Origin of the sequence: Nocardioides sp. NPDC057772, assembly GCF_042798075.1 — a bacterium.
GTDB lineage: Bacteria > Actinomycetota > Actinomycetes > Propionibacteriales > Nocardioidaceae > Nocardioides.
Map to the genome: position 1 here is coordinate 1 of NZ_JBHVKN010000099.1, position 18335 is coordinate 18335.

Annotated in this window: 21 protein-coding genes and 1 tRNA gene; 14 read left to right on the forward strand and 8 right to left on the reverse strand. The window is 67.1% G+C overall.

Translation table 11 applies throughout. The features are described from left to right. The 8 genes from glp to xerC form a co-directional block, all read left to right on the forward strand. Positions 1–833: gephyrin-like molybdotransferase Glp (gene glp, locus ACFVJS_RS16595; RefSeq protein WP_378882270.1), on the forward strand; the 833-nt coding region annotated here is incomplete at its 5' end. Further along, complete coding sequence (gene moaC, locus ACFVJS_RS16600) at positions 833–1303, forward strand: cyclic pyranopterin monophosphate synthase MoaC (RefSeq protein WP_378882272.1); 471 nt, start codon at positions 833–835, stop codon at positions 1301–1303. The genes glp and moaC, both read left to right, overlap by 1 nt. Continuing rightward, a complete protein-coding gene (locus ACFVJS_RS16605; protein ID WP_378882275.1) occupies positions 1300–1776 on the forward strand; it encodes a molybdenum cofactor biosynthesis protein B in 477 nt (158 codons plus the stop codon). Before moaC ends, ACFVJS_RS16605 begins: the two co-directional genes overlap by 4 nt. A gap of 12 nt (positions 1777–1788) precedes the next feature. Further along, a complete protein-coding gene (locus ACFVJS_RS16610; RefSeq protein ID WP_378882278.1) occupies positions 1789–2388 on the forward strand; it encodes a GNAT family N-acetyltransferase in 600 nt (199 codons plus the stop codon). A 101-nt stretch (positions 2389–2489) separates the two neighbouring features. Next, positions 2490–3308, forward strand: coding sequence for a hypothetical protein (locus tag ACFVJS_RS16615; RefSeq protein WP_378882281.1), 819 nt, complete (start codon positions 2490–2492; stop codon positions 3306–3308). 54 nt (positions 3309–3362) lie between these two features. Beyond that, positions 3363–3438: transfer RNA gene (locus tag ACFVJS_RS16620), tRNA-Ala, on the forward strand. Between the two features lie 171 nt (positions 3439–3609). After that, on the forward strand, positions 3610–3885 hold the full coding sequence (locus ACFVJS_RS16625) for an AlpA family transcriptional regulator (protein ID WP_008362766.1): 276 nt from the start codon (positions 3610–3612) through the stop codon (positions 3883–3885). A 15-nt stretch (positions 3886–3900) separates the two neighbouring features. After that, positions 3901–5166: a tyrosine recombinase XerC gene (xerC, locus tag ACFVJS_RS16630; protein WP_008362764.1), complete on the forward strand. Its 1266-nt coding sequence runs from the start codon at positions 3901–3903 to the stop codon at positions 5164–5166. 43 nt (positions 5167–5209) lie between these two features. Here xerC and ACFVJS_RS16635 read toward each other — a convergent pair whose 3' ends face one another. Next, on the reverse strand, positions 5210–5884 hold the full coding sequence (locus ACFVJS_RS16635) for a helix-turn-helix domain-containing protein (RefSeq protein ID WP_008362762.1): 675 nt from the start codon (positions 5882–5884) through the stop codon (positions 5210–5212). Between the two features lie 89 nt (positions 5885–5973). On the opposite strand from ACFVJS_RS16635, the gene ACFVJS_RS16640 reads away from it, so the two are divergent. Further along, a complete protein-coding gene (locus ACFVJS_RS16640) occupies positions 5974–6816 on the forward strand; it encodes a hypothetical protein (RefSeq protein ID WP_141782168.1) in 843 nt (280 codons plus the stop codon). 70 nt (positions 6817–6886) lie between these two features. On the opposite strand, the gene ACFVJS_RS16645 is transcribed toward ACFVJS_RS16640, so the two are convergent. The 6 genes from ACFVJS_RS16645 to ACFVJS_RS16670 form a co-directional block, all read right to left on the reverse strand. Continuing rightward, positions 6887–7237, reverse strand: coding sequence for a hypothetical protein (locus tag ACFVJS_RS16645; protein ID WP_008362758.1), 351 nt, complete (start codon positions 7235–7237; stop codon positions 6887–6889). Further along, positions 7231–7833 carry a hypothetical protein gene (locus tag ACFVJS_RS16650; protein WP_008362755.1) on the reverse strand — a complete coding sequence of 201 codons (603 nt, stop codon included), beginning with the start codon at positions 7831–7833 and terminating at the stop codon, positions 7231–7233. The genes ACFVJS_RS16645 and ACFVJS_RS16650 overlap by 7 nt, the downstream gene beginning before the upstream one ends. A 244-nt stretch (positions 7834–8077) precedes the next feature. Then, a complete protein-coding gene (gene mobF / locus ACFVJS_RS16655) occupies positions 8078–11572 on the reverse strand; it encodes a MobF family relaxase (RefSeq protein WP_378882287.1) in 3495 nt (1164 codons plus the stop codon). 259 nt (positions 11573–11831) lie between these two features. Further along, the gene (locus tag ACFVJS_RS16660; RefSeq protein WP_378882289.1) at positions 11832–12479 is read right to left on the reverse strand and encodes a cytochrome ubiquinol oxidase subunit I; all 648 of its coding nucleotides are present in this window, start codon (positions 12477–12479) and stop codon (positions 11832–11834) included. Further along, the gene (locus ACFVJS_RS16665) at positions 12476–13381 is read right to left on the reverse strand and encodes a cytochrome c oxidase assembly protein (RefSeq protein WP_008362751.1); all 906 of its coding nucleotides are present in this window, start codon (positions 13379–13381) and stop codon (positions 12476–12478) included. Before ACFVJS_RS16665 ends, ACFVJS_RS16660 begins: the two co-directional genes overlap by 4 nt. 7 nt (positions 13382–13388) lie before the next feature. Beyond that, positions 13389–13919 (reverse strand): DUF2243 domain-containing protein, encoded by a 531-nt coding sequence (locus ACFVJS_RS16670; RefSeq protein WP_040757012.1) that lies wholly within the window; start codon positions 13917–13919, stop codon positions 13389–13391. A gap of 289 nt (positions 13920–14208) precedes the next feature. On the opposite strand from ACFVJS_RS16670, the gene ACFVJS_RS16675 reads away from it, so the two are divergent. The 5 genes from ACFVJS_RS16675 to ACFVJS_RS16695 all read left to right on the forward strand — a co-directional run bounded on the left by ACFVJS_RS16675 (position 14209) and on the right by ACFVJS_RS16695 (position 17642). Further along, a complete protein-coding gene (locus ACFVJS_RS16675) occupies positions 14209–14568 on the forward strand; it encodes a DsrE family protein (protein WP_008362746.1) in 360 nt (119 codons plus the stop codon). A gap of 147 nt (positions 14569–14715) precedes the next feature. Then, a complete protein-coding gene (locus tag ACFVJS_RS16680) occupies positions 14716–15462 on the forward strand; it encodes a metalloregulator ArsR/SmtB family transcription factor (protein ID WP_246088256.1) in 747 nt (248 codons plus the stop codon). Between the two features lie 128 nt (positions 15463–15590). Further along, the gene (locus ACFVJS_RS16685; RefSeq protein ID WP_008362743.1) at positions 15591–16049 is read left to right on the forward strand and encodes a hypothetical protein; all 459 of its coding nucleotides are present in this window, start codon (positions 15591–15593) and stop codon (positions 16047–16049) included. Further along, positions 16042–16791, forward strand: coding sequence for a DsbA family protein (locus tag ACFVJS_RS16690; RefSeq protein ID WP_008362742.1), 750 nt, complete (start codon positions 16042–16044; stop codon positions 16789–16791). The genes ACFVJS_RS16685 and ACFVJS_RS16690 overlap by 8 nt, the downstream gene beginning before the upstream one ends. Continuing rightward, positions 16788–17642: a cytochrome c biogenesis CcdA family protein gene (locus ACFVJS_RS16695; RefSeq protein ID WP_008362740.1), complete on the forward strand. Its 855-nt coding sequence runs from the start codon at positions 16788–16790 to the stop codon at positions 17640–17642. The genes ACFVJS_RS16690 and ACFVJS_RS16695 overlap by 4 nt, the downstream gene beginning before the upstream one ends. Positions 17643–17865: 223 nt before the next feature. Here ACFVJS_RS16695 and ACFVJS_RS16700 read toward each other — a convergent pair. Beyond that, the coding region (locus ACFVJS_RS16700; protein WP_378882297.1) for a cbb3-type cytochrome c oxidase subunit I at positions 17866–18335 on the reverse strand (470 nt) is incomplete at its 5' end.

The following is an 18335-nucleotide window of genomic DNA, read 5'->3' on the forward strand; positions in this document are numbered from 1 at the left end:
CGCCCGACGAGGCTCAGCACGTCCGCTACGCGGGCGAGGACGGCGCCAAGGGCGACCTGCTCATCCCGGCCGGCACGGTGCTCGGCCCTCGCCATCTCGGCCTGATCGCCTCGGTCGGCCGCGCCCAGGTCGCGGTGCGGCCACGACCGCGGGTCGTGGTGCTCTCGACCGGCACCGAGCTGCGCGAGCCCGGCGAGACCCTGGGCCACGACTCGATCTACGACGGCAACTCCTTCCTCCTGGCCGCCGCCGCCCGCAAGGCCGGCGCGATCGCCTACCGCGTCGGGATCGTCCCCGACGAGCCGCGGGCGTTCATGACCGCGCTCTCCGACCAGCTCGTCCGCGCCGACCTCGTGGTCACCTCCGGCGGTGTCTCGATGGGTGACTACGACGTCGTCAAGGAGGCGCTGACCCCGGAGGGCGTCTGGTTCGGTCCGGTGAGCATGCAGCCGGGCAAACCCCAGGGCTTCGGCAGGATCGGCGAGGAGCGGGTGCCCGTCCTGTGTCTTCCCGGCAACCCGGTCTCCTCGTTCGTCTCCTTCGAGCTGTTCGTGCTCCCGGCGCTGCGCCGGCTCATGGGCATGACCCCCGAGGCCCGTCCGGTGCGCCGTGCTGCGCTGACCCACGGCGTACGCTCCCCGAAGGGCAAGGAGCAGTATCTCCGCGGGTGGTACGACGGCTCCCGCGCCGGCGTCTCGCCCATCGGGGGCCCAGGATCCCACCTGATCGGTGACCTGGCCGGCGCGAACTGCCTGATCGTGGTGCCGCCGGAGACGACCGCGCTGGACAAGGACGCCGAGGTGGACGTGATCGAGCTGGACGTGGAGTTCTGATGGCCGACCGACTCACCCACGTCGACGAGACCGGCGCGGCCCGGATGGTCGACGTGTCCGAGAAGGCGGTCACGGCCCGCGCGGCGACCGCGTCCGGACGTGTCCTGGTCTCGCCCGAGGTGATCGAGCTGCTCCGCGGTGAGGGCGTACCCAAGGGCGACGCCCTCGCGGTCGCCCGTATCGCCGGGATCATGGGCGCCAAGAAGACACCCGACCTGATCCCGCTGTGCCACCCGCTGGCGGTCTCCGGCGTCAAGGTCGAGCTGAGTGTCTCCGACGAGTCGGTGGACATCACCGCGACCGTGAAGACCACCGACCGCACCGGTGTCGAGATGGAGGCACTGACCGCGGTCTCCGTCGCCGGTCTGACTGTGGTCGACATGATCAAGGCCGTCGACAAGAGGGCGGTCATCACCGATATCCAGGTGGAGACGAAGACCGGCGGAAAGTCGGGTACGTTCCAGCGATGAACCTGAAAGCGACCGTCGTCGTCGCCTCCAACCGCGCCTCGGCCGGTGTTTACGAGGACACCACCGGCCCTCTTCTCGTCGCCTTTCTGGAAGAGCTCGGCTTCGTGGTCGGCCCTCCCGAGGTCGTACCCGACGGCGATCCCGTCGGCGAGGCGATCGCGCGAGCCGCGAAGGAGGGCGCGCGGGTCGTGCTCACCACCGGAGGCACCGGCCTGACTCCCACCGACCGCACCCCAGAGGTCACCCGCCCGCTGCTCGACCGCGAGATCCCGGGCATCGCCGAGGGCATCCGGGCGGCCGGAGTGGCCAAGGGGATCCCGACGGCGCTACTGTCCCGCGGTCTGGCCGGTCAGATCGGAGCGTGCGTGGTGGTGAACCTTCCCGGGTCCCGGGGTGGTGTGAAGGATGCGATCGATGTGTTGCGTCCGGTGCTGACCCATGCCGTGGAGCAGTCTGTCGGCAGTGATCACTGATTGGGACCATCGATGACCGATCCTGGGTGGCCCGCCGTTCTCTCTCATGGCGCGGTGACCGTACGCCCTCTCGACCGCACCGACGCCAAGGCCTGGACCGAGGCTCGCCGCCGCTCAGCAGCCTGGTTGCACCAGTGGGATGCGACCGTGCCTCCGGGATCGAGCGCCCGGCCCACGACGTTCGCCAGCCTCGTACGTCGTCTTCGCCGTCAGGCCAAGCGCGGGGTGACCTATCCGTTCGCGATCGATGTCGACGGTGTTTTCGCAGGTCAGATCACAGTCAACAACATCGTTCGCGGCTCCGCGCAGTTCGCCTCGATCGGCTACTGGATCGACCAGGGCTTCGCCGGCCGCGGCGTGATGCCGCTGGCGGTGGCGCTGGTCATCGACCACTGCTTCACCACTGCGCGACTGCACCGGATCGAGATCTGCATCCGTCCGGAGAACTCCAACTCGCTCCGCGTCGTGGAGAAGCTGGGCATCGACGAGATCGGATATGCGCCCCGATTTCTGCATATCGACGGTGCCTGGAGAGATCACCGTATCTTCGCGATCACGGTCGAGGAATGTCACCAAGGAATGCTGGCCAGACTGGGTTTGTCACCTGAATGAGGCATTGACGTGGGCGTGTCCTTCTGAAATCACACAAGTCACACGCGACACACCACTGCACGTCCGCCTACGGGCTGGTAATGGCTCCTACGCTTCTTGACGTGGACCCGAGCGCACTCATCTTCGTCGCCCTCGCCGTGGCGTGGGCGGTGTACTTGGTGCCCAAAGCGCTCGAACACACCGCGACGGCCGAGGACGGGACCAAGAGCCGGGCCAGCGTCGCCATCTCCAAGTCCCGTCGGATCCTCGCACGGCGAGAGGCCACCGGCAAGGACTCCACCGACCTGGTGACCGAGAAGTCGTCGAAGAAGCCGGAGGCCCCGGCTGAGCCCGACCAAGGGCGTGCTCCTCGGCCCGTCCCGATGGCCGTACGCCGCCGCGCGGCTCGGGTCGCGGCCAAGCGCCGCAGCATCGTGCTGGGCGTGCTTCTCCTAGGCCTGGTCGTGGTCGGCGCACTCGCTGGCTTCGGTGTCCTCGGCCCGGTCTGGATCGCGATCCCGGCCGGGCTCGTTGTCGCCTGGCTGGTCGCGTGCCGGATCAGCGTGCGCCACCAGCGCGAGGCCTGGGCTCGGATCCCGTTCCCCGAGGACATCCCCGAGCCCGAGCCGGTCGCCCCGCCCCGGGTCACCTTCGACATCGACCAGGACACCGGCGACCTGGTGGCCGTCGTCGAACACGACGACACCGGCGAGCAGCTCCCCGAGGGCGCCTGGAAGCCTGTCGAGACCCCGCTGCCGACGTACGTCTCCAAGGAGGCCGCGCCGCGCCGCACCGTGCGCACGATCGACCTGGACGCCACCGGCGTGTGGAGCTCGGGCCGCAACGCCGCCGACTCCGAGCTCGTCCGCCAGGCCGAGGAGGCCGAGCGCGCCGCGGCTTCGGCTGCCGAAGAGGCGCGCGGCCGCGCCACGGGCTCCTGAATGCCTACTGATTGGGTAACAACCGCGACGAGGTGCTAACGTTTCTCATCGCTTGGGGCTGTGGCGCAGTTGGTAGCGCGTCTCGTTCGCAATGAGAAGGCCAGGGGTTCGAATCCCCTCAGCTCCACCAAGAAATACCAGGTCAGAGCGGGCATCCGGCATCCAGAACCAAGGATGAACAGATGCCCGCTCCGCGTTTACTCCGCGAATTCAGCCAAACCACCGCTCAGCTCGAGACGACATGGTCGAGGTGCCTCGGGCCGTCTCGGCCACTCGCGGCAGGCTCGGTGCCTTGGGGTGCATGGACACCAACCACAACGCCCACGACAACCCCGACGCCTACGACGCCCACGCCGCGACTGCGCCGTTCGGAGACGTGCTCACCCTCTCCGAACTCTGCGCCCACCTCCACGTCCCCATCCAGACCCTCTACGACCTGCGCTCCCAGGGCCGCGGGCCGCGGGGATTCCGAGTCGGCCGCGAACTTCGGTTCCGGGCGGGCGAGATCGAGGCTTGGCTGGCCAGCCTGGAGGAGGAGGACGCCCAACGTCATCGTCCCGACGCGGAGGCCGGCTGACGGGGGTGAGCGGTGATGACTCGACCGCGCATCGACATCGGCACCTACGGCACGATCACCACTCGCCGTAAGGGTGAGAAGACGATCGCTGAGACCCGGGTGCGCGATGCCGACGGCAGGGTCCGGCAGGTTCGGGTCAGCCGAGAGACAGCACCGCAGGCACGGCGTGAACTCAAGAAGCGACTGCTACGCCGCCCCGGATTCGGTCACGCCGGCGACCTGCGCCCCGACGCGCCGTTCACCACCCTCGTCGAACGCTGGGACGCTGACCTGGAGACCAAGGAGCTGGCCGACGGCACCAAGGACCACTACCGCGACCAAGTCCGCCTGTACATCATGCCCGCGTTCGAGCACTTCACCCTCGCCGAACTCACCACAGGCCGAGTGGAGGCGCTACTCAATGCCCAGGAGGCCGACTCGCCCTCCCGCGCCCGCAAGACCCGCACTGTGCTCAACCTGCTCTTCGGCTACGCACTGCGCCACGACGCGATCAACCGCAACCCCGTCCAGGGCACCTCACGGCTGCGAGCGGTGAAGAACAAGCCGAAGGCGCTCACCCTCGAACAGGTCAGCAAGATCCGCGAGGCCGCCGCCAACTGGCGCACCCAGCCCGGGCTGCCGGGCCCGAAACCCGACGGCCAGGTCCGAGACATCATCGAGATCCTGCTCGGCACCGCGATGCGCCCGGGCGAGGTGCTGGCCCTGCGCCCCTGCGACATCACCGACGGCCCGGCCGGGATGATCGCCGCGGTCACAGGCACCGTGGTGCAGCGTAAGAAGAAAGGCACCTTCCGCCAGGAACGCCCCAAGACCGACTCCTCGAACCGGCTCGTCCCGGTCCCGGAGTTCGCTGCTGCGGTGATCCGCCGCCGGCTGCGCGGCGTCCCAACTGAGCGCACCATCTTCGCCGGCCGCACCGGTGGCCCGCTGGTCCCGCCCAACGTACGCCGCACCTTCCGCGAGTTTCTGGTCGACGCGGGCTTGGGTGACTCCGGGATCAGCCTGCGCTGGTACCGCCGCACCGGAGCAACTGTCATCGCCCGTGGCATGGACAGTGATGCGGCAGCCACGTTCCTGGGCCACACCTCATCGGCGATCACCGAAGGCTTCTACATCGAGGTCGACACCACCATCGACCGGACCCCAGCCTCCCACATGGAGCGCACCTTCCGCTGGGAGAGCCCCGACGGCACCCTGCTCACCCTCCCGCCCGCCCCCGGGGAGGACGACGTCATCGCGCGGGTCGAGCAGGAGGTTGATGACGGTGACGCCGCCGCGTGATGCTGTTCGGGCGTGTCGACGCCGGTGGTGATGGCCGGGCCCGTCACCAGTGCCGCATCAGCGCTCGGATCTGATCGGGGTCCAACCCGTATTCGGCCAGCCGCCGGAACACCCGCAGCCTCTTCGCGCGGGTCGCGGTTCGGCGTCGGTAGTCCTGCCCCCATGCCTGAGCGTCGGCGAGGATCAGCTCCTCGATGGCTTGATCCTTGGTCCAGCCGATCAACGGCCACCACGCCTCGCAAATCTCCGGAGGCAGGCCGTCAACCAGATCGGGCCATACGTCGACCAGAAGTGCAGCGTCGAGGTGCTCGAAGAGCTGCGTTTCGTCGCCGTAGCGCAACAGCCAGGCATAACCAGCAGCCCGCTTGTCGCGGTCACCCAGGGAGAACACCTTGTGATCGCGACCGTGCCATACCCATAGCGGCGCGAAGCACCGCTCGGGCGACAACCGCCACAGCCGGTTCGGCACCAGGGCCGTGGATCGCCCGGGCCCAGCGACCTCGATCTGGTGGAAGATGATCCGCTCGTTTAGAGCGAGCTCGAAGTCGAGGCAGCGCAAGATCCGCTCCAGGACCGCCAGGGTGGGCGACTTCGTGCCACGTTCGTAGGCCGACAGCGATGGCTGTGACGTTCCGCTTCGGCGCGCGAGCGTCTCTTGGGTCAGCCCGCGAGCAACGCGAGCGGCCTTCAACAGCGAGCCCTCGTGGCCGATGGCCATACCAAAACATAACTCTTCGGATCTGGCACGCTCAAGAGGCGTCTTTGTGCGGTGCACCTACCTGGTGACAACCAGGAATGGGGGACTCGATGAGCGTTGCAGACCAGTTTGGACTCGACGATCCAGCGTCACCGCTGCTCGCCGAAGCGCGAGAAGGATGGGAACGATGGTGCGCCGTCGACCCGCGCCTGGCCGTGGTCGATGACCTCGCGGACCTCAGAGAATGGACCCGCAAGGCCGATGTCGCGGACAAGACGGCGGTGTTACGGACTCTGGCGACTCTCACCGCCAGCGACCGGTCAGCAGTCGCAGCCCTGGTGTGGCTCCTGATCCCTGGAGCGTGCAGGGTCGCAGAAGGGCTGAGCGACCTGTCGCTCGACATCGATGCACTGGTCGCCTCCGAGCTGTGGGTGCAGGCCTGTCAGGCGCATCGGTTACGAACGCCGTGGCTGGCCCGGGCACTCCTGAACGCGACCCGACGCGAGGTCACAGCCTCCCTCGGTGTCGGCAGCCGTGCCGACCGCCACTGGAAGCATGTGCTGCTCACTGACGAGCTTGCCATGCTCGCGAGCTTCGCCAACGATCGCGCAGACCTGGAGGGGGAGGTCGCGCCGGAGGTGGAGTTGTGTGAGTTCCTCGACCAGGCAATCCGCGACCACGCTGTCGAGGAGGAGGATGTGCGCCTACTCCACGAGCTCGCCGCCGCCGCCGAGACCGTTAGCGCACCGCCACGTCGCGGACGACTCGGCTTGACCACACCTGCGGCCGTCGAGCTGGTAGCCCGCGACCACCCACAGGCGGCCCGTACGCTGCGGCGACGCGCTGCGCGTTCGTTGGACCGGCTGAAGATCTATGCCGCGGTGTGGACCGACGACACCAGCTGGGAGCGTGGGTGTTCAGAGCAGAAGGGCCGGGAGATCGGTGCAGCCTGACCCGGCAGGTCGTGATGACACGATCCTGTGGAGTCTGCATGAGGTTTGGCGCCTGGCAGCGGTTCGATTCTCACCAGCGGCGGTTCGGCCGGCGTTGTCGGGAGTGCCAGTAGATCCAGTCTCGCTCTTCTTTGCCGAGATCTGGCGGCGGCAAGCTTCCCCGTTGCTTGAAGTGCCACATGACCGACCGTGCGCCGAGGGTCGTCATGCCGTCAGCCAGGAGTGCCTTGAAGGCGTCGAGTGATGCTCGGGTGACCCGGTAGTGGGTCTGGCCTGGGGCGTAGAAGCGCCGGTCGAGGCACCAGCAGATCTCGTTGGCCTTCCAGATGGGGACGTCCAACTCCTCTGCAACCCGTCGGGCCGATACGAGCAGTTTGGGCGGGTCGGGCGGCTCCCAGTGCTCGGGCCGCATCTTCACCACCAGCCTTTCCTGGACTCTCGCGGCATCGAGTTCACCCAGGCGAGCAGCGATCCGTACACGATCCGATAGTTCCTCGCGCCCTCGCCGATGAAGACGCGGTCAAGATCACCGAGCGAGACTGCCTGACGGATCGCATGCTCAGGGAGACTGAGCATCCACGCGGCCTCCTTGACAGTGATGAGGATCTTCTCATCGTACGGATCGCTCACGTCGCCAGAAAACAGCGCGTCTCCTGCTGGCCGGCCTCCTCGGCGTCGCTTACCGGCTGGCGAGTCGATGGTGAGGTCGACCTCGGGTTTGGCCTCCTTCTTCTTCCCAGGCCGCTCGCGTGCCGGTGTTGTTGCAGGCGCCTTGGACACCGGATCGGGTTGCGACCAGAAGTGGCCGGGCGGGTATGCCCCATGCTCGAGGTAATGGAGGCCGGCGGTTGTGAGCGTTGCATGCCATCGGGGTCCACGGCCCCTGATCTTGACGAGCCTTCGCCTCTCCAGAGCGCGTGCGGTCAGCCGCTGCGGGTTCGTCGCTTCGCCGGCACCGGGATCCCTCGCAAGCCAGTTGAGCACCGCCAACTGGGTGTCATTGAGTCGTGCTGTCACGTGCCCTGAGCCTAGGGCGATGATTCGGGGACCATCGAGCAGAACCGCGGGTAGACCGGCTCCGGGCGCGATCCGACTGCGAGGCCGCGAACGCAGGACTTCTGCACCGCACGCAGCGGATGCTGCTGCCGAGACAGCGTCGTCAAGACCTTCACCGTGGCGAGGGACCTGTGGGGAATCGGCAGACTTCCCAGAAGACGAGGCTCTCTTGGAGCGAGATAGGGTCCGAACGTGACGGGGTGGGTCACAGGCCGAATGCCGAGGGGCTAGCGTGCCCGGCTGACTCGCGTCGTGACTGAAGCGGGTCGTGTGGGGTGAGTTTGCGGATGCGGTAGGTCAGGGCGGCGATGGCATGGCTCTCGGGCAGAGCACGGCTGGCGAGGGCACGGTCGAGCAGTCCGCTGGCGTCGTGGCCGCGGCGATGGAGTGTGTCGAGCATGCGGGCGAGTTCGATGGCCTCGCCTCTGGTGTGGTCGTCCTGGGCTGGGGTTCCTGTCCGGTGGATGATCAGTTCGTGCCAGCGGCGGACCGAGTCGCTGTGGCGAACGGTGAGCTGCCGTAACAGGTGGCGTTGGAAACGAGCGGCGATCGGGTCGTTGACGGCTGGCCCGGTCGGGCGCGGATCGTCCTCCGGCACGTCGTGGGCAGCCCTCCACAGCGCCACGGTGTCGTGGAGGTCGCCGAGGACATCGGCATACCGGGCGATCCAGGCGGGACGCTTCCCGTTCTTCATCGCAGTCGGTGCGTCGGCGCCATGTGCGTGGTTGAGGAAGCCGTCTGCGGTCACCTCGACGTGCCGGGCGCGCGCGGCCAGGTAGGGACCCCACGACTCGTCGCGCGCGAGGCCAGCGGGAACTGACGGGAGCCAGGGGAGCGGGCCCACGCCCGCCGCCTCGATGGCTTCCTCCCAACCGCTTCCGAGCACCCGTTGTGCTCCGGTGGTGACCGCGTCGCCATAACGTACGGAGGCGTCGTGGAGCTGGGTGGACCAGCTGCGACCGCGGCGGAGCGTGGTGGTGGCCGAGACCGCAGCCCCGTCACGAGCCACCACCTCGTCGAGGACCTGGATCGCGGTCAGCTGCTCCTCCAACCCGGGCAGCGTGCACTGCTCCCGATCGGCATCGACCGGATCGACCGGTTCGAGCACCACATGGACATGGTTCTCAAGCCGGCCGCGGGTCAGCATCGTGTACAGCATCTGCCGGTCCTCGCGGCCATCGACGATCCCGTGGACGACGTCGGTGGTGAGGCCTTGGGCGGTGTGGACGGTCGAGGCGTAGCCGAGCTCGACATGGTCGGCCACATAGTCAGCGGGCAGCACCGCGGTCAGGCCGGTGGTGGCGTGGCGGACGGTCAATGTGCCACGGCGGACGCGGGTGATGGTCCAGCGGTCACCGTTCTTGACCCAGTCGGTGCCAGAAACCGCGAGACGCCGCTGGTTGTGGCGGGTGATGATCGTGTCGCCGACGGATGCCTGGTTGCCATCGGCCAGCTCGACCTGGGTCCGCGGGTCGACGCCGCCGAGACGCTGGGTGCGTGCCAGTTGGTTGAGGGTGGCGACCATGTCTCGTGTGGGCGCCAGCATGAGTGCGTCCAGGCCATGCTCTCGGTCGTGTTGCCAGGCGGCGAGGACCTCGGCCATCGTCGTGTCCTCGTCGCCGGTGTGGACGCGGTCGTGGTCGAGGTAGAACCCGATCGCGGCCCGGTCGCCGTCGCGAAGGTCGAGGGAGGCTGCGGCCTCGCCGGGATCGATGAAGCGTACGACCTCCTCGAGCCGGTCGGCACCGTGCCGGTGGGCGATATCCCGCAGCACACCACCGGCACCGACCGCTGAGAGTTGCTGGTCATCGCCCAAGAGCCGGATCATGGCACCGCGTGAGAGGCAGAAGGTGACCACGCGGTCGAGGGTCAGGGTGTCGGCCATCCCTGCCTCGTCGATCACGACCAGGGTCTCGGGCCCGATGCGGGTGCTCAGTCCGTTGCGATGGTCTCGACCGGCGTGGTTGTGGGTGAGGATCTCGTCGTCGATCTTGGCGAGGGTCTCGCACGGCAGGCCAGTGGCGTCCTGGAGTACCTTCGCGGCGGCCGCGGACGGGGCCAGCCCGATCGCGTCATAGCCGTTGGCCGTCCACACCGCAGCCAAGACCTCGACCGCGGTGGTCTTCCCCGACCCCGCAGGCGCTAGGGCGAGCCGGACCCGGTGGCCGCCGGCCAGCGCATGCACCAGCGCACGTTGCCCGTCATTGAGCCGCACCCCGGCGACCGTGCTGGCCGCCAGGACGATGTCGATCTCCTCCGGAGAGAACGCGAAGTCGCTACCCAACCCGGCCGCGTCGACCAGCAGCTGTTCGGCTTGAAGGATCCGCTGACTGGTGTAGTGATCAGCACCGGTGTGCCGGTAGACACTGGTTCCGTCTGAGCGCCGCAGGCCACCCGGCTCGCGAAGATCGGCCCTCAGAAGGACGGGATCATCATCGGGTGTGAGAGGCACCGACATCCCCACGGCCGCGACCACAACATCATCAACCAGGGCGGGTAAGTCGTCGGCGGCGACCCTGCCAGATCCCGCCATTCGTACTTGGCGTTCGGCCTCGGCCCGTAGGTGCCAGCTCTGCCAGGTCGCTCGACGGGTTTCGAGCTCGGTGATCACGGCGACCGCCATTGCCCGGATCAGATGCGCTTCCATGGGTCCGCCAGAGCGCGGACCGCGATCCGACCGAGACACGTCCAGCGCCGTACGGATCATCGCATCGAGGGTCGACTCGCTCCCCAGGAACTCCGATGCCTGGCGGCGCCAAAGTCGTCGCTGATCGGCCTCGGCGCGCGGTTCGTGCTTGGGGGCACGCGTCTCGAGATTGGCCTGCTGCACCATCCGGAGCCGTTCCGGCTCGGTCGGCGGCCGACCGTGCTCGACGACGAACGCGGTCACCAGGTCGTTCTCGCGGCGGTCGATGTCCCTGGCTCGCCGCGACCACAAGCGACACAGACGGGCGGAGACACCCACGGCCTCGCGGACCGGGCGCCGCTCTCGAGGATTCGCACGCTCAGTGAACGTGACACCGAGCGCTTCACCGAGCCGATACTCGAGCGCGGTGTTGTACGTCTCCGAGATCGCCACCGTGTGCTGAAACAACACACGCCCGTAGACCGTCAGCCATCGACCCGAGTGTTTCGCCTGCACCTTGTTCGCGACAGCCACATGAGTGTGGAGGTCCGGGTCGCCGGCACGCGAGTCCCGGTGACGGAACGCCGCCGCGATCAGACCCCGGGTCTCGACCTGCCGGACCCCATCGGTCCCTTCCCGGGTGAACAGCACGTCGTGCTCGACATAGGCCAACGCGTCGTGGACAGCGGCATCGTGGGCCTGCTCGATCGCCCGCGCAATCTCGGGTGGCGCGACCGCCCACAGCGCCGAAACCGACTTCACCGGACTGAAGGTCAGGTCGAACCCAGCCACTCCATCCGACCGTGTCCGCCGACCCAACGGCCGCCCAGCGACCGGATGCTCCCCGGCACCGAACAGGTGCCCCATCTGCCCGGCCGTCACCACATCGCCCGAGCCGATCCCGTCTCCGGCGAACGCGGCGAGCCCTGCCCCGACCCACTGGCCAGGTGCCTCGCCCTCGGCTTCGTAGTAGTCAGCCAACGCGGTGCTGCCGAGCTCGGTGGAGTCGCCAGCCGCCACCTGCCGGGTCAGGTACTCATACCCCGAGCCCGCGGCCAGCTTGTGGATCGTCATGGTCACACACCCCAGAGACGACGGAGGCCCGCGAGTGGCCGAGGGGAGCGGGAATGAAAGAGGTCTGCCCCGGCAGACGGGGATCTACCGGGATAGGCCAAGACTTGCGGCACTCCCACCGGGTTCGGCCTTTGCAACCGGGTAAGGAGCCGCGCGACAGCGTCCGCTGTCGAGCGTGTGTTCGTGGGCAACGTAACGGACAGTCCGGCGCCTCGGGGAACAACGGGAGTGACCATCGAGTGGTGAGGTTGCGGTGGCATCACCTTTGGAGCCGCTGCGGCGACGCGATTGGCGAAGCTTGGGGTAGTCCTTGGGCGAACTGGAGGACGACGATGCCGTTGAACATCGCTGCCCACGGGTCGATGTCTGTGACCTCTCCATCGATGATGCGAAAACCACTAGGTGCGTTCATCCAGGCATTGACCGAGATCACGCAGAATGTGCCGACCACACCGGCGATCGCCATCGGTATCACCATCAGCAGGTGTTGACGTGGCGGCATCCTGCCCCAACCATAGAGGTAGATCCCGAGGAAGATCGCCTCGACGAAGAACGAAAGGCCCTCGAGCGCGAACGGCAACCCGAGCACATCGCCGAATTCACCCATCAGCCCCGGCCACAACAAACCCATCTCGAAGCTCAGCACCGTGCCGGAGACCGCGCCGATCGCGAAGAGCACCGCCGACACTTTCGCCCAGCGCTGGGCGAGGCCGAGAGCTACCGCGTCCCCGCGCGCGATCCCGCGCCAGTGCGCGACGAAGATCATCGCTGGGAACGCGACCCCGAAACAAGCTAGGACGATGTGCCATCCCAGCGAGAGCGCCATCTGCTGGCGCGCGGGAAGGAGACCCTCAGGTTCCAGGGTCGTGGCCAATGGCAGCAGGTCCGTCAACGCAGCTGTGCTCATGCCCCTTCAGGAGTGGCAGTTCGAGCCAGGCGCTCGTGGCGCGCTCGCGACGACCGATGACCTGAGCGCGTTGAGGATGGTGCTGTCTTCCAGGTGAGGAGAAGGGCCACGGCGAGCAGCAGCTCCGCGATGTCGCCTCCGAAGTACATCAGGTTCCCCGCAGCCTGCATCTCGGCGATGGGCTCCCTGACCTGGACAAGGAGGCCGGCGAAGATCAGTTGGGCCACTGTTGAGTGGATCGCGATAGAAACGGCGAGGACCACCAGTCTCAGGCGTACCGAGGCACGGCCCGGGGAGGGGTCGGGGCCTGCGATCGCCCAGGCGAACAGCAGTCCTGAGGCGAGGAGGTGGGCGTGGACGGCGATGTGGACGGCGTCGTGCTCAGTGCTCAGTGCGTACAGCGGGGTGAAGTAGAGGGCGATCAGGCCGCCACTGGTCAGCACCAGTGCCAAGAAGGGGTGGGAGAGCGCGCGGATGAAGCGCGTGTGCAGCAGCCGGCCTAGTCGTCGTGCTTGGCGGTGGGGGAGTTGGCGCAGTAACAGCGTGATGGGTGCTGCCAGCACAAGGGCCAAGGGAGCGATCATGGCCAGCAGCAGGTGCTGGGCCATGTGGCCGCCGAAGTCACGGTCGGCGTAGCCGTCGATTCCAGGGCTCAAAGCAAATATGATGAGGGCCGAGCCGAATAGGTAGAGCGCTATCCGGTGCATGGGCCAGCCACGGCGACCTCGTTCACGCAGACTCAACCATAGGTAGCCGATGGCCAAGGAAGCGACCAGCAACAGCGGAAACCAGACGCTCAGAACGCCTACGGTGTCGGTCCATATCCCGGTGTTGTGCCCCTCTGGCCCGTGGGCGAGTACGTCTGCCTGGGCGCGGGGCATCGCGGTGATGATGGAACTCACGGCGACCTCAGGAGCGGGTGGTGGTGGGGCGGTTCGGCGACTTCGTGGCGTCGGTGTAGCTGGCGCCGCGTTGCAGCAGCCATCCTGCGATCACCAGGAGCACCCCGAGAGCGAGGAAGGCCAGGTCCCACGCCATCTGGTTGTCTCCGCTGCGCACGTGGTGGATTCCAAGTATGTGATGGTCGATGATTCCTTCGACCAGGTTGAATACGCCCCATCCGACAAGGATCCAGCCCCACAGGGCTCGGGCGACCCACACCCTGCCTCGGGAGTGCTGGACACGGGAGTAGAGCAGGGCGATCCCGAGCAGGACCATGACCCAGGTGAAGGTGTGGAAGAGACCGTCCCACACGGTGTTCATCTGCAGGCCGTGCACGGTGGTTTCTGGGTAGTAGCGGATACCGACGTTGTCGGTGTTCGTGGAGGTCAACATGTGATGCCACTGCAGCAACTGGTGCAACAGGATCCCGTCAACGAACCCGCCAGCCCCAACGCCGAGGACGATTCCCGGTGTCATCAGGCTTCGCGGCTCGGTCATCGCGTTGGCAGACTGGGCATCGGTGGACACGGGACATCCCCTCCTAGGGTTCCTTTCGAGCCGCCCCAGTACCCCCTCAAAGGCCTCGAGATACGCACCTACGCGTGATGTCCGTGATCTCCGTCAGCGGGCCGAGCGGCGACCTTCGCGCCGGGCCGGCCTGTGGCACCACATCGATCCGACAAGAGACCCAGGATCACGCTCGGTGCGCTCGGGTGACTTGGGTTCGTCTCTCGACACCTGTACATTCTCCAAAAATCCATGGATAAAGGTCGTTGGAGGAGGGACTGTGCGCGCAGGGCATGAGGTTGCGGATGGGGTTGTCGTCCAGCTCGCCGAGGGCGAAAGGGACAAGATGACGATGGTGGTGCGAAACATCGAGAACCTTCTGGCAGCACTCGAACCCAGGTGTTCGATCGAGCTGGTCGCCCACGCTGCCGGGTTGTCCGCGGTGACTACCGGCTCTCCGGTCTCGGAAGAAGTTCTAGGTTTGATCTCTCGAGGGGTGCGCGTGGACGCATGCGGCAACACCATGCAGCGTCACGGAGTTGCTCGCGATCGGCTGCTGTCGGGCGTCAGTGTGGTGGAGTCGGGGATTGCGCATCTGGTGGTGCGCCAGCGCGAGGGCTGGGCCTATGTCCGCCCCTGAGCTGCGGCCGGGCTTCGCGGCTGTGTCGAACGGCGTGGTCGAAGACTTCGGCGGAGATCTGGTCTGCGGGGATGTGGCCCGAGACGAGACGGCTTTCTGGTGTGGGCGCAGGCTTCCCCGCACGTCTACAGCCCATGAGGCGTCCCGGTGACCGCCGCCGAGCGGCCACCTTCACCCGCGAGCGTGGCAGCGATTGAGCGGCGCCGGGCGCTTTTCGATGGGCTGGCCGTGGTGGGCAAAGCTCTGGGGAGCCCGCGGCGACTGGAGCTGATGGATCTGCTCGCGCAGGGCGAGCGAACGGTGGAGTCCTTGGCCCGGACTGCGGACATGGGGCTGACCAGTGTCTCGGCACACCTGCAAGTGCTCAAGCTGGCCAATCTGGTCGCGACCCGGCGCGAGGGAACCAAGGTGTACTACCGGCTGGCTGGAGATGACGTGGCGGATGTGTATGACCGGCTTCGTACGGTGGCTCTTCACCGCTCAGCCGACGTCGACCGAGCACGTGCCGCCTATCTGGGCCTTCCCGGCGACAGTGAGGTCGGGACGCTCTCACGAGAAGAACTGGTGGAGTTGATGCGCAACGAGCAGGTCACGCTTCTCGATGTCCGGCCCTGCGAGGAGTACCGGGCCGGGCACATCCCTGGCGCCGTCAGTGTGCCGCTGTCTGCCCTGCCCGACGATGCCAAGCTACTTCGGAAGGCACAGCAGGTCGTGACGTACTGCCGAGGCAGCTTCTGCGTGATGGCCCATGACGCGGTGCGCCTTCTCGCCGCCAGCGGAGTTGCCGCACGTCGGCTCGAGGACGGCATGCTGGAGTGGCGCACTCACGGGCACCCGGTCGAGACCGGCTTGGTCGAGAACCGTGAGGTTGAGAACGGCGAGGTGTCAGTGTGAACCGCGCTCGAGGCGGGACGGAGCTCGGTCAGGTCGGCGGATGGCGTCGCGCGTGGCGTGGGCCTCTGAACTGGTCGCGACGCAGGTGGCTAGTTGCTGCCGGCGCCGCGCTGGTCTTCACGGTTCTCGTGGCGATTCCAACTGACTTGGTCCCCAACCCGCTGTTCGGCAGGGAGATCGCGCCGACCTGGTGGTCCTGGCCGGCGCTCGCGACTTCCTCGCTTCTCGGGGGACTGCTCGTTGCAACCTATGTTGACGCTCCTAGCGCCATCGAGGATCAGGGACGTCGCCGGGGCTGGGTCGGCGGACTGCTGACGTACTTCGCCGTCGGCTGCCCGGTCTGCAACAAGCTGGTGCTGTTGCTGCTCGGGAGCGCGGGAGCCCTCACCTGGTTCGAGCCCGTCCAACCGTTCCTGCAGTTGCTCGCCGTGGTGCTCCTGCTGTGGGCCTTGCATGTGCGGCTCAAAGGAGAGCTGTCCTGCCCGGTCACCACCAACACCCTCAACACCGACCACGCCCCGTCCAACGACCACGCCCCGTCTATTGACACCGAGACCCCTGTCTCTGGAGGTAGTTCTCATGCCTGATGCGTCCGCGACCCGCAAGAGCCCCATCGTCCCGCTAGTAGTCGCCGCGGTAGCCCTTGTTGCGGTGGTCCTTACTCTCGTCACCTCCCGAGGCGAGGGGAGCGACGGGCCAACAGCGGCGGAGAGCGGGACAGGTGCGGCGGGCGCCCAGGCCGAGGGCCATGCTCTCGACGACGCTTGGGCGCAGCTGGTCAGGGGCGAGGAGGGCGACCCGATGGCGCTCGGCGATGTGGATGCACCGGTCGTGATGATCTCCTACTCCGAGTTCCAGTGCCCGTTCTGCGGCAAGTACGCCCGAGACACGGAGCCGATCCTCGTCGAGAAGTACGTCGACTCCGGGGTGCTGCGCATCGAGTGGCGAGATTTCCCCTACCTCGGGCCTGAGTCGACTACGGCTGCCCAGGCTGGCCGCGCGGCGGCTGCCCAGGGCAAGTTTTGGGAGTTCAGCAAGCTCATGTACGACAACCAGCTGCCGCCTAACAGCGGAAAGCTGACAGAGGACTACCTGGTCTCGATTGCCGACGACCTCGACCTGGACACCAACGAATTCCGCAAGGACATGGTCGCTCGCGGCACAAAGGATGCGATCAAGCAGGACCTCGCCGAAGGCCAGGCGATCGGGGTGACCGGGACGCCTGCCTTCATCATCAACGGCGTGCCGGTCATCGGCGCCCAGCCCACCGAAGTCTTCGAGCAGGCTATCGAGAAGGCCGCGGAGGAGACGGACGCAGACGGCTCATGACAGAAGTGAGCCTGATCGCGGCACTGGCAGCCGGCGTCCTCGCACTGCTCTCGCCGTGCAGCGCACTTCTGGTGCCGTCCTTTTTCGCCTATGCGTTCGGCACGACGCGGGCGTTGCTGGGACGCACCTCCGTCTTCTACCTCGGCCTGTGTGCCACCTTGGTCCCGCTTGGCACCGGCGCCGGCGCTGCCAGTACCTTCTTTTATGGACACCGCGCGACGCTGATCAGCGTCGCGGGCTGGCTGATCATCGGGTTCGGAGTCATGCAGCTCCTCGGCCGCGGGTTCACACTCCCGTTCGCGCAACGGCTCAACAACGCCGTGGCTCGACGCGGCGGCACCGGATGGGTCTCGACGGCCCTGCTCGGGGCTGTCTATGGACTGGCCGGATTCTGCTCCGGCCCTGTCCTGGGCGCCATTCTCACCGTCGCCGCTACGCAGGGTTCGCCCTGGCACGGCGGGGTCCTGCTGGCCGTCTACGCCTTAGGCATGGCGATGCCGGTATTCGTGCTCGCCTTGCTGTGGGATCGGTTTGACCTCGGTCACAAGAAGTGGCTGCGCGGCCGGTCGTGGCACTGGGGGATCTTCACCGTCCACACCACTAACCTGGCGTCGGGGTTGCTGTTCGTGGCGATAGGTGCGCTGTTCCTCCGCTACGACGGGACAGCCGGGCTGACTGGGGCACTCGGCTTCGGCGACCTAACCGACCTGGAGTTCATCGCCCAGCAGAAGATCTCTGAGTGGACCGAGCACATCCCAGCCTGGCTGGTCTTGACCATTGTGGCCGCCGCAGCAGGCTGGATCGCCTTCAGGAGAACGCGGCGGCCGCACGGGCACGATGGCGATTGCTGAAGGTCAGGCCTCGCTTCGGCGTGTTCCGTTCTGCGTAGCAGCTTGGTCGCTGTCAACGGGTGCCAGTCCTGAAGATGGGCGATCGGCCGAACGTTGGCCTTCAGCCTCAGTCCGGGCATATTCGCAGCAACGACAGCGGGACGATCAGCAGCGCGACTTGTGGGAATTCCGGGAGGATACGAAGGTGGGCGGATCGGTCAGCCCACCTTCTTGCTGCTCTTCCTCACCGGCGCTCGCCGTCGTGTGCGGCCTGGGCGGGCTGCTTCGTCTCCAGCGCGGCGATCTCGGGGTGGTGGAGGTCGAAGGCCGGGGACTCCGAGCGGATCTTCGGGATGGAGGTGAAGTTGTGGCGCGGCGCGGGGCAGGCTGTTGCCCACTCCAGCGAGCGGCCCCAGCCCCAGGGGTCGTCCACGGTCACCAGCGGTGCCTTGCGGGAGATGTAGAGGTTGTAGAAGAAGGGCAGCATCGACAGGCTCAGCAGGAACGCGCCCATGGTTGAGACCTGGTTCAGGAAGGTGAATCCGTCGCTGGGCAGGTAGTCGGCGATGCGTCGCTGCATGCCGTCGACGCCGAGCCAGTGCTGGACCAGGAAGGTGGTGTGGAAGCCGACGAACAGCAGCCAGAAGTGGACCTTGCCGAGGCGCTCGTCGAGCATCCGGCCGGTCATCTTCGGCCACCAGAAGTAGAACCCGG

Coding starts and splice junctions, on each gene's coding strand:
- xerC (WP_008362764.1), top strand. CDS start 3,901: ATGACTCGACCGCGCATCGACATCGGCACCTACGGCACGATCACCACT.
- mobF (WP_378882287.1), bottom strand. CDS start 11,572: ATGACGATCCACAAGCTGGCCGCGGGCTCGGGGTATGAGTACCTGACC.
- ACFVJS_RS16625 (WP_008362766.1), top strand. CDS start 3,610: ATGGACACCAACCACAACGCCCACGACAACCCCGACGCCTACGACGCC.
- moaC (WP_378882272.1), top strand. CDS start 833: ATGGCCGACCGACTCACCCACGTCGACGAGACCGGCGCGGCCCGGATG.
- ACFVJS_RS16690 (WP_008362742.1), top strand. CDS start 16,042: ATGCCTGATGCGTCCGCGACCCGCAAGAGCCCCATCGTCCCGCTAGTA.
- ACFVJS_RS16660 (WP_378882289.1), bottom strand. CDS start 12,479: ATGAGCACAGCTGCGTTGACGGACCTGCTGCCATTGGCCACGACCCTG.
- ACFVJS_RS16605 (WP_378882275.1), top strand. CDS start 1,300: ATGAACCTGAAAGCGACCGTCGTCGTCGCCTCCAACCGCGCCTCGGCC.
- ACFVJS_RS16640 (WP_141782168.1), top strand. CDS start 5,974: ATGAGCGTTGCAGACCAGTTTGGACTCGACGATCCAGCGTCACCGCTG.
- ACFVJS_RS16695 (WP_008362740.1), top strand. CDS start 16,788: ATGACAGAAGTGAGCCTGATCGCGGCACTGGCAGCCGGCGTCCTCGCA.
- ACFVJS_RS16635 (WP_008362762.1), bottom strand. CDS start 5,884: ATGGCCATCGGCCACGAGGGCTCGCTGTTGAAGGCCGCTCGCGTTGCT.
- ACFVJS_RS16670 (WP_040757012.1), bottom strand. CDS start 13,919: ATGACCGAGCCGCGAAGCCTGATGACACCGGGAATCGTCCTCGGCGTT.
- ACFVJS_RS16610 (WP_378882278.1), top strand. CDS start 1,789: ATGACCGATCCTGGGTGGCCCGCCGTTCTCTCTCATGGCGCGGTGACC.